This is a genomic window from Streptococcus sp. 2018110 (genome assembly GCF_019754115.1).
In the GTDB taxonomy this organism is placed as follows: domain Bacteria; phylum Bacillota; class Bacilli; order Lactobacillales; family Streptococcaceae; genus Streptococcus; species Streptococcus hashimotonensis.
This window is the reverse complement of sequence record NZ_JAIJZO010000034.1, coordinates 1-9,168: the sequence shown is the minus strand read 5'-3', so window position 1 is coordinate 9,168 and position 9,168 is coordinate 1. Positions and strand designations below refer to the sequence as shown.

Sequence of the window (9,168 nt, the reverse complement as noted above, 5' to 3'; positions counted from 1 at the left end):
TTCAGAATTTACCACAGAACCATCTTCCTGACCTAGAGGAAGCTAGAGAACTTTTCAGAACAGGTGACTTAGAAGCTACTGAGCTACTCTACGACACACAAGATACCTTATCTCAACTTATCCGAACGACCTTTGTCCCTAGTAAAGGAAAGAAATTCATTGTTTGCGACTTTTCAGCTATCGAAGCTCGAATCCTGTCCCACTTGGCAGGGGAGAGATGGCGTAGTAAGGTATTTGAACTGGGAAAAGACATCTACTGTATGTCCGCTTCTCAGATGTTTGGAGTACCAGTTGAAAAACACGGACAAAATTCTGAATTGAGACAAAAAGGGAAAATTGCGGAACTTGCTTGCGGATATGGTGGTTCAGTCGGTGCACTCAAAGCCATGGGAGCAATTGATATGGGACTATCGGAGGAAGAACTCCAACCACTAGTGAACTCTTGGCGACAAGCAAATCCCAATATCGTTCTCTTATGGTGGGATGTCGATAATGCTGTAAAGACTGCTGTAAAGGAACAAATTCCAACATCTACTCACGGTATTCAATTTGAAGTAAGAAGTGGCATTCTATTCATTACACTCCCATCTGGTCGTAAATTAGCATATATTAAACCAAGAATTGGAGAGAACCAGTTCGGTGGAGAGTCCGTCACTTATGAGGGAACTGGAACTGCTAAACGTTGGGAGAGGTTAGAAAGTTATGGTCCAAAATTTGTGGAGAACATTGTACAAGCTATCAGCCGTGACATTCTTGCATACTCTTTGAAACAACTGAAAGAGTTTAAAATTGTAGGACATGTACATGATGAAGTAATAATCGAATGCCCAATGGAACAAAAACTTGATGAGATTGCATTATTAATGGGGATTGCACCAGACTGGATGTCTGATATTAACCTTCGTGCCGATGGATACGAATGCATATTCTATCAGAAAGATTAGCAAAAAATCGCCACCTCACAATTGAGATGGCGATTCTGTTATTTATTTAATTCTTTGTAAAGCTCAAACCCTTCTTTCTTAGTATTATTGACTTTTTTATAGCCTGCAGATTTCTGAACTCCTAGTTTTTCAAAGATTTCCTTATTCTCATAACCATCAAATAGCATTTCCAAAATTTCTGGTGCTTGAAAGTTTGATTCTGCAAGTTTTGATTTCAAAAACTCAAATTGATCCATGAATAGATAAAGCTCAATCCCATCATCAATAACTGGTAAATCTTGTTTCTCTGTGAATGCTTCCCAGGATGAAACTTTAGGGGCATTTTTACTCGGCTTACGAAAATCTTTGAGATAATCATTAACTGAGTTGTTATACCACCAGACCATCTGTTCATAGTCCTCTTCTGCGACTGGAACAAAGGCAGTTAGTATTGAAATACCCATGATACGACATTGACGAAACGTGCCACGTAGCAAACCTGAATGATGTGAAGTCATGTAGTAATCCTGTACAAACATAGGTGCTAGTACTTCACTTTCAGTTGGATGTACTCCAGTTGATGAAGATTGAGCTTGGCAGTAGTTGAAAAAGTTGACATTGATTGTCATGATTGATTGGCTTTCCAGTTAATACCGAAAGCACACATGACAAATCAAGGCATGCAAAAAATATTCTTGACCGCATAGTTACTTTCCTCTATGTTATCGGTCAGCCAATTTCACAAGCTGAAATAGTTTCCCACCATCTCTACATCTGAAATTATGGTCATCGTCATGACTCCGTATTGACAGAAGGTATTCTTGATAAGTCTAGTATAGTACCATTGAACGAAATGGTACACAGCAAAAAATGAGGGGTAGAACAGCTTCCCTCATTCAATAAAATCGTTAAAATCAGTGTTTTTGAAACTTCCTTTCACATACTTAACTTGATGACCTCCACTCTCAAATACACGCATAACAAACAAAAAAACACCCCTCAAAATTTGAAGGGTGTCGTTAAAATTATTTTTCCCAAAATTCAGGAATCTTCATCTCTATCAACTTCTGGTTGCATTCATAAGCTCCCAAATGATAGTAATATCTCAGCAACATCTTATAAGCACAATGAGTCGGCATCTCATCTCTAAATGTTGTACCACTCTTTTCAATCAACTTAAAGCTAAAGTCAGGATATAGCTTCATTCCAAGAGTAATCCCCATCATCTTTTCCAGTTTCCTACTCGCATCTCTTTGAGTTTCAAAACGCTGAATAGTAGATAAACTAACACCTGATGCCTCAGCAAGATCTTCTTGAGTGATGTTTTTGCGTGTACGATGGTAGATAAGCATGGCACAAAAGCCACTCGGCATCTCATCATTGATTCTGACTACCTCTTCAAATATTCGTCCACTATCTAGAATTATTGAACCATTAACAATATTGGTGAACTCAGAGAAATCCACCTCTATTTCAACCGTCGATTTTCCACGATACATCACATACTCATTAAAGATAGTGATCGATATAGACTTATTTTTATCTGTCTTATAGAAAATATCAAACAATAGGCAACACTCATCCATATGTTTGTATGCATAGTCTGTCATTTCGTAAATACCGTACTCCACCATGTTCACATATTGAGGATCATTCAAGCAAAAATGGTTATCCACATAAACATATCGACCTGAATCCATCAACTTCCTAAACTGTTCATTCTTCCAACTCAACAGACAAGCGTTGGGAAAGGCAATAGTGAAGCTTTTGTTTTCAGTCATAGCTTTAAGTTCACAACCATAGCTTCGTAGATATTCATCTCCAACGAAATTATAAATGCCTTCAAATTCATGATAGCCCAATTGTTGTAACCGAATTTTAGCCGCTAGGCGAGAGACCTGAAAGAATTCTGCGAGGTCATCTATGATTCTTTCAAACATGGTTAATTTCTCATCACTAGCATATTTTAAGGAGTAGTCTGTAAAGAGTTGATTGACCTTTTGCCTTGTCATGGACTTAGGCATCAGAATTCTAGCAGCAATTCCATTTGCCTGCCACTCCATCCAGTCATAGTCTCTCCACTCTGATGAACTAGAGATAGTGTTATCTCTTAGACTACTACTTCGTTTATGATTCTGATCAAATAGCATTTTATACTCATTATGATGACGATGGAGCAACCAGTGAACTGATTCATGGACTATTGTATTATTATAACTCCCTTGATTACGCAAGCAGATAACTTCGGGATCTACTAAAATAGTCTTTTTCTTCACGAGTCTTGATTCTGGAGTATCCTCATCATAAAATAGAACTTCTGTATCTTTGAAGACCATCTCTCCAAAAATGGAACTATCCTCTGTTAACTTACCCTCCATCTTAGTCAATCCGATATTGGCAAGATAGCCATCAATCGGCAAAGCCATGGGAGCTTCTAGTGCTTGAGGGTAATATTGCTTCAAAATTCCTTCCGCAATCTCATCCATATCCTTAGCTTTAATGTATGGAACAAATTCTGGACTAAGACCTAATTCACTATTATCATAATCTTTTGGATCAAAGGGATTAACCTGAAGAACTGTAAAATTATGTATTCCTTCATTCAACTCATACTCAACCGTCATTCTTAACCACAGATTGGCACTATCTATTTCATAGCCATACTTCGTCTGCCCCTTAATTTCAAGAGAAGCAATGACCTGAAGTTCAGAAACAATTATTCCGTCTCTAACTTTACGAGACAAGACTTTCTTTATCGCAAAATCATCCAACTTCTTAAAGTTTGGGTCTTCAACAGTATGTGACTTGACCGATATATAGGAACGGTGGTGGTAAATATAATTATCTACTGCTTTGAAAATATCGTTATAATAGTTTGATTGAAGCAATTTTTCGAATGAATTAAACGCCATATCCTGTTCTCCTAAAACATAGTGCTATCGAGATTTGAATTACAAACATACCTACTCTTTACTCTTGCTTTATATTATACACTATGATATAATTTTGTCAATCTATAAAATGACAAAAGGGGTGAGAAAATGTTTTCTGCCAGTAAGTTAAAAGAATATCGATTAACCAATCATCTATCCCAAACAGCTATCGCAAACGAACTAGGGGTCACAAGAGCCACACTGTCTGCTTGGGAGACAGGCAAAACTGTCCCTAATAAGAAACACCTCAAAGAACTGGCTCAAGTCCTCCATATAGAAGCAAGTAACCTTCAAGAAGAACATCCCCACCTCACCCTCTACAAACAACTCAACAAGACAAACAAAAAGAAGGTCGATGAGCTAACTCACAACCTTCTCATGGAACAAAAGGGTTCTGTTGCAAAGTTTTAAATAAAGAATAAAATCCCTTACGGTATCTATGATTTAAGCTGGGATTCCCAATAATACCTTGATTTCAGTACAGACCGAAAACCCGAAGAGAGTGCCTTCTTTTCGGGTTTTCTTATATAATCCTCGGATGGCTTCCATACCTTTAATCGTGGTAGAGGCAGTGCGTAAACTTCGATAGAATTTATTGCGTCTCTTTACTGGACGATGGTCTTGTTCAATCAAATTATTCAGGTATTTAATGGTACGATGTTCTGTCCCTTGATAAAAGCCGTATTCTTTTAGTTTCTTAAAGGCACTTGTAATAGAGGGGGCTTTATCTGTGACTACAACCTTCGGTTCATCAAACTGCTTCACTAACCGCTTAAGAAAAGCATAGGCTGCTTGTGTGTCCCGTTTTTTACGTAACCAAATATCCAAGGTTAAACCATCTGCATCGATGGCTCGATACAAATAATGCCATTTTACTTTAATTTTGATGTACGTTTCATCCATTTTCCATGAATAAAAGGATTTTTTATTTTTCTTTTTCCAAATTTGATAGAGTAGTTTGCCATATTCTTGCACCCAACGATAAATCGTCGTATGAGAAACGTTAATGCCACGATCATATAAGATTTCTTGAACTTCACGATAGCTAAGGTTATAACGAAGATAGTAGCCCACGGCTACAATAATCACATCCTGCTGAAATTGCTTTCCTTTAAAATGATTCATCGTCATTCCTCCTGCTATCTTTTTCTATTATTCTACCTTATTTGATAGTAGATTTAAAACTTTGCAACAGAACCGGATTAGTCTCTGCCATTAGAAAATCCTTCACCAACGTAAGTTGGCAAAGATGCCAAGTTCACTTCCTAAGAAATATCTTTACCACCATTCCTAAAAAAAATTCAAAATCTTTCAGAGAAGCTGTTAAAGGAATTTTTAAGTTCACAGATATTAACTTAGCGCGTGAGGCTAAAAATCGATTGATTCATGATTATATCGATCAACCAAAATATTCAAAAGCTTGCGCATCATTGGATGATGGATTCGAAGACGCCTTTCAATATACCGTACAAGGAAATTCCCACAATCGACTAAAGAGTACCAATCTAATTGAACGACTGAATCAAGAAGTACGCAGAAGAGAAAAGATTATTCGCATCTTCCCCAATCAAACATCAGCCAATCGCTTAATTGGAGCCGTTCTTATGGACCTACATGATGAATGGATTTATTCTTCAAGAAAATACATCAATTTTGATAAGTAGAAATGGTAAAAACATTGTATAGCATTTTACACAGGAGTCTGGACTTGACTCACTTCCTTTATTATTTTTCATTTTTTTAAACTATTTAATACTAATGTCTTTTATAATAGCTTTTCATATATTATATAATCAATCTTTATAAGTCCTTTTATAAATTTCTTTTCTACCATTTTCGATAAATTCCTGTTTAATATTTTTAATTCCATAAACAATAGTTTCAATAGGATAATATTCTTCAACTATATCTTGATATTCTTTTGCTTTCTCAATATCTATATTTCCATACATTCTTAATATATCTTCTCCAAAATTTGTTCCTATTTCTTCTTCACTATCTTCAAGTAAGTATATAAAATCACAATATTCATCTATAATTCCAGAATCTCCAAAATCAATTATTCCAGTTAATCTATTATTGCCATCTAACAATAGATGATTACAACTAAAATCATTATGGCATAAACACTTTTTACCCTCAAAAACTGTTGTTGCATTTAGTCTTTCCATAAAACTTTCTATATAATCTTTTTCTATATCAGTTAAATCATTATAAATAGTTTCACGCAACAATATATACTCTTCTAATACATTTTGTTTATTATCAATAGTACATTCACTAATATCTGTATAATCTAAACCGTGCATTTGTCTTAAAAAACTGGCAATATCTCGTTTTAACAAATTTTGTTCTTCTTCTGACATAGTAGAATAAATTTCTGGTGTTAAAAAAGTTCCTTTAATTTCTTTATAACCTAGTATAGATAATTCATCACTAATATACGAATATTCAATATTAGGAATTTTTACATTAGTTTCTAAATTTGTATTTAAAAAATTATATATTGCTTTTTCTTTTGCATAACCTTTTTTCTTATTAGTACTAAATTTTGTTTTAAAAATGTATTCATTATTAACTAAATATGCCACACTATCATAACCACTACCGATTATTTCAATACTATCTACTTTGAAATTATCAAAGTAATGCTCAATTAAATATTTCATTGCCTTAACATTTGTGGCATTATCATCATATCTATATTCCATTAAATAACAATCTTCTTTTTTGCCCTCGTGTAATTCATGTTCTGGCAAATCTTCAATAATTCTAAAACCAGATTTTTGGTATGCCCTTATTGCTCTTGGATTATTTTTATGAGGGTCTAAAATAACTGCATTAGCATTTCTTTCTTTTTTCAAAAATTCAAAAATCAATTTAATATATCTTGTACCAATTCCTTTACTCCAATAATTTGGCTCTCCTATAAATTGATCCATACCATAGACTATCTCATCAGTTTTTGGATAATGATAATCAGTATATAACTCATCATACATTTTATATATTTGTCCATATCCAATAGGAACATTGTTATATTCAATAATTACTCTAAAAACTTCATCTTCCCAAGGCTCTGTATAATGTTTTTTTAATGATTCTAATGTATATTTTTTATCTCTACCACCATAAAATTCTAATACTCTTTCATCAGTTAACCATTTTAACATCAAAGGAAAATCATCATCTATTAAAGTTCTTATACATATTTCATTTTCAACTATATTCATTTATTTATCACCTTTTTCATAATCATATACATATACTATTTCATCTTTATAATCATTTTTACCACCTAATTTTTCATATACATGGCAAGCTCTAGGATTACCTTTATCAGTTATTAAAAACATTTCAGAACAACCAATCTCTTTAGAATATTCCTTAATAAAAGATAATAATTTTGAACCATAACCTTTGTCTTGATAGTTAGGTAACATTCCTATTGAGTGTAAATAAAACATTGTTTTTCCATCAGGTCTTAAAAGTGTATAGCAATATGCAAATCCTATAATTTTATTATTTTCTTTAGCTATAAACCCAAATGAACTGGTATCATTAAGAAATCCTTTTAAATTATCAATATCAAAAACCATATAGTACTTTTACAATTTTATCAAAAACGGTTTTATGTGTAAAAATAGTTAGTAAATCATATTTTCCAATTGAGTTACGAGGTAATATACCTCTAATTTCATTTATAACATCAGTACTTTCCATACATTTACACCCCTTGCTTATGGTTAATAATCTTTGCTAATCTTTAAAAATAGTCATTTTCAACATATTTTTTATACATGTCCTCGGTATATCTTGTTATGTTCTTACCATACTCTGGATAATCAAACCCCAGTAGTTCTGCTACCTCTTTGGACACTTCCCTGAACAATTGGTGGCATATAAATAATGACTTCCAAATATTTTCATAGGAATCCATGCGATATGTAGATAATAATCTATTCCATAGATCTTCATCAATGTATTTGTTAATATACTTATAATTTTTCCCAACACTTAATGAAAATTCTGTCTTTATCCCAACCTTCCACGACATCATCCTAAGTAGTTCAAACCGTAGAATCTGGTTCAGATGATCGATTGCAAACAGTATCTCTTTGCGGCACAATCCTTTAATAACATAAGGTGTTACATTCCAAAATTCATTGCAGCAATCATCATACTCCCTTGCGCTTGGCTTTCTTACATGATAATCTATATCAGTCGGAACTATGTCCCTTTTAATTCTACAATCTTTATCAATTAGAACCTTTATTAATTTATCGCCCTTTAGGTAATTATCTAACTCTTCCAAGGGCAATAAGGTAAGATCAATTTTATTGTAATCATCAAATAGCATAAGATAGGAAAATCCCTTTTCTTCAGGTGGGAATAATTCCATATCCTCCGGCTTTTGCATCATTATTATATTCCCAAATTGATTAAGCCAGTCATCATTAGATATAAACGGTTCTATATCACTTACAAAATATGTAATATCATAATCCTGAAATTCATCTTTAGGTATATTAATATTTGCGCGTGACCCCTCAAGGGTCACAATTCGAATACGTTCATCCTGTTCTGCTAAAGAAAGTACTAAATCCATCATTTCTTTTTCTGATCTCATTTACATACTCCTCGTTTATTTTTTCTATATTATTACATCTTCTTTTTTGCCGATACAATCAGCATCATTGGGCGTCGCATTTCATCCGCCATCCCCGGAATATCCATCATGTTCTCTGGCGGCTGTGGCTCCACAATCTGATTTATTATAAAACTATTTGAAAGCAGTGTATTTAGATATGTGGTCAGTGTTCTATGATATTTTGTAACCTTTTCTTCCAAAAACATAGCTGTCCGTTTGCCCTCATAATAATAATTGTCCACCGGGAAATGCAGTATTTCTCCTTTTTCGTTATAATACCAGTCTTGTGTTCCATGAGCAGTAAAAACAGGATGTTCAACTGTAAAAACTAAATTGCCACCAGCCTTCAGCATCCTATATATCTTTTTTATTAAATTCTCATAGTCTGCTACATAATGAAACGCAAGCGAACTTAGTATTTAAGCAATTGCTTAATCGAGACTTGAGTGTGCAAGAGCAACCCTAGTGTTCGGTGAATATCCAAGGTACGCTTGTAGAATCCTTCTTCAACAATCAGATAGATGTCAGACGCACGGCTTTCAAAAACCACTTTTTTAATAATTTGTGTGCTTAAATGGTAAGGAATATTCCCAACAATTTTATACCTCTGTTTGTTAGGGAATTGAAACTGTAGAATATCTTGGTGAATTAAAGTGACACG

General features: G+C 33.9%; 8 protein-coding genes and 4 pseudogenes. 3 read left to right on the top strand and 9 right to left on the bottom strand.

All coding sequences use genetic code 11. The annotated features are described in order from the left end of the window. A partial coding sequence (locus tag K5Q34_RS11505) for a DNA polymerase (RefSeq protein ID WP_253214126.1) occupies nt 1–944 on the top strand: 944 nt, incomplete at its 5' end. Between the two features lie 38 nt (nt 945–982). Here K5Q34_RS11505 and K5Q34_RS11500 read toward each other — a convergent pair. Both K5Q34_RS11500 and K5Q34_RS11495 read right to left on the bottom strand, forming a co-directional pair. Continuing rightward, nucleotides 983–1,552, bottom strand: a complete 570-nt coding sequence (locus K5Q34_RS11500; protein ID WP_024376920.1) for a hypothetical protein — start codon at nt 1,550–1,552, stop codon at nt 983–985. Between the two features lie 396 nt (nt 1,553–1,948). Then, nucleotides 1,949–3,835: an XRE family transcriptional regulator gene (locus K5Q34_RS11495; RefSeq protein ID WP_024376919.1), complete on the bottom strand. Its 1,887-nt coding sequence runs from the start codon at nt 3,833–3,835 to the stop codon at nt 1,949–1,951. Between the two features lie 129 nt (nt 3,836–3,964). Here K5Q34_RS11495 and K5Q34_RS11490 point away from each other — a divergent pair, with 129 nt between their 5' ends. Next, a complete protein-coding gene (locus K5Q34_RS11490; RefSeq protein WP_029743928.1) occupies nt 3,965–4,267 on the top strand; it encodes a helix-turn-helix transcriptional regulator in 303 nt (100 codons plus the stop codon). A 33-nt stretch (nt 4,268–4,300) separates the two neighbouring features. On the opposite strand, the gene K5Q34_RS11485 is transcribed toward K5Q34_RS11490, so the two are convergent. Next, entirely contained in the window at nt 4,301–4,981 is a 681-nt protein-coding gene (locus K5Q34_RS11485) for an IS6-like element IS1216 family transposase (RefSeq protein WP_029180466.1), read from the bottom strand. Between the two features lie 74 nt (nt 4,982–5,055). On the opposite strand from K5Q34_RS11485, the pseudogene K5Q34_RS11480 reads away from it, so the two are divergent. Next, a pseudogene (locus K5Q34_RS11480) lies at nt 5,056–5,520 on the top strand (transposase); the annotation flags it as partial. Nucleotides 5,521–5,649: 129 nt separating this feature from the next. Here the strand turns inward: K5Q34_RS11480 and aph(2'')-Ia are convergent. The 6 genes and pseudogenes from aph(2'')-Ia to K5Q34_RS11455 form a co-directional block, all read right to left on the bottom strand. Beyond that, complete coding sequence (gene aph(2'')-Ia / locus K5Q34_RS11475; RefSeq protein WP_001028144.1) at nt 5,650–7,089, bottom strand: aminoglycoside O-phosphotransferase APH(2'')-Ia; 1,440 nt, start codon at nt 7,087–7,089, stop codon at nt 5,650–5,652. Beyond that, the gene (locus tag K5Q34_RS11470; protein WP_002303448.1) at nt 7,090–7,455 is read right to left on the bottom strand and encodes a GNAT family N-acetyltransferase; all 366 of its coding nucleotides are present in this window, start codon (nt 7,453–7,455) and stop codon (nt 7,090–7,092) included. Between the two features lies 1 nt (nt 7,456). Beyond that, nucleotides 7,457–7,579, bottom strand: a pseudogene (locus tag K5Q34_RS11960) (adenine phosphoribosyltransferase); the annotation flags it as partial. A gap of 43 nt (nt 7,580–7,622) precedes the next feature. Next, nucleotides 7,623–8,486, bottom strand: a complete 864-nt coding sequence (locus tag K5Q34_RS11465) for an aminoglycoside nucleotidyltransferase ANT(6)-Ia (protein ID WP_002294505.1) — start codon at nt 8,484–8,486, stop codon at nt 7,623–7,625. 32 nt (nt 8,487–8,518) lie between these two features. Continuing rightward, nucleotides 8,519–8,926 (bottom strand): annotated as a pseudogene (locus K5Q34_RS11460) (methyltransferase domain-containing protein); the annotation flags it as partial. Beyond that, nucleotides 8,926–9,168, bottom strand: a pseudogene (locus tag K5Q34_RS11455) (rRNA adenine N-6-methyltransferase family protein); the annotation flags it as partial. The pseudogenes K5Q34_RS11455 and K5Q34_RS11460, both read right to left, overlap by 1 nt.

Coding starts and splice junctions, on each gene's coding strand:
- K5Q34_RS11500 (WP_024376920.1), bottom strand. CDS start 1,552: ATGACAATCAATGTCAACTTTTTCAACTACTGCCAAGCTCAATCTTCA.
- K5Q34_RS11495 (WP_024376919.1), bottom strand. CDS start 3,835: ATGGCGTTTAATTCATTCGAAAAATTGCTTCAATCAAACTATTATAAC.
- K5Q34_RS11490 (WP_029743928.1), top strand. CDS start 3,965: ATGTTTTCTGCCAGTAAGTTAAAAGAATATCGATTAACCAATCATCTA.
- K5Q34_RS11485 (WP_029180466.1), bottom strand. CDS start 4,981: ATGAATCATTTTAAAGGAAAGCAATTTCAGCAGGATGTGATTATTGTA.
- K5Q34_RS11470 (WP_002303448.1), bottom strand. CDS start 7,455: ATGGTTTTTGATATTGATAATTTAAAAGGATTTCTTAATGATACCAGT.
- K5Q34_RS11465 (WP_002294505.1), bottom strand. CDS start 8,486: ATGAGATCAGAAAAAGAAATGATGGATTTAGTACTTTCTTTAGCAGAA.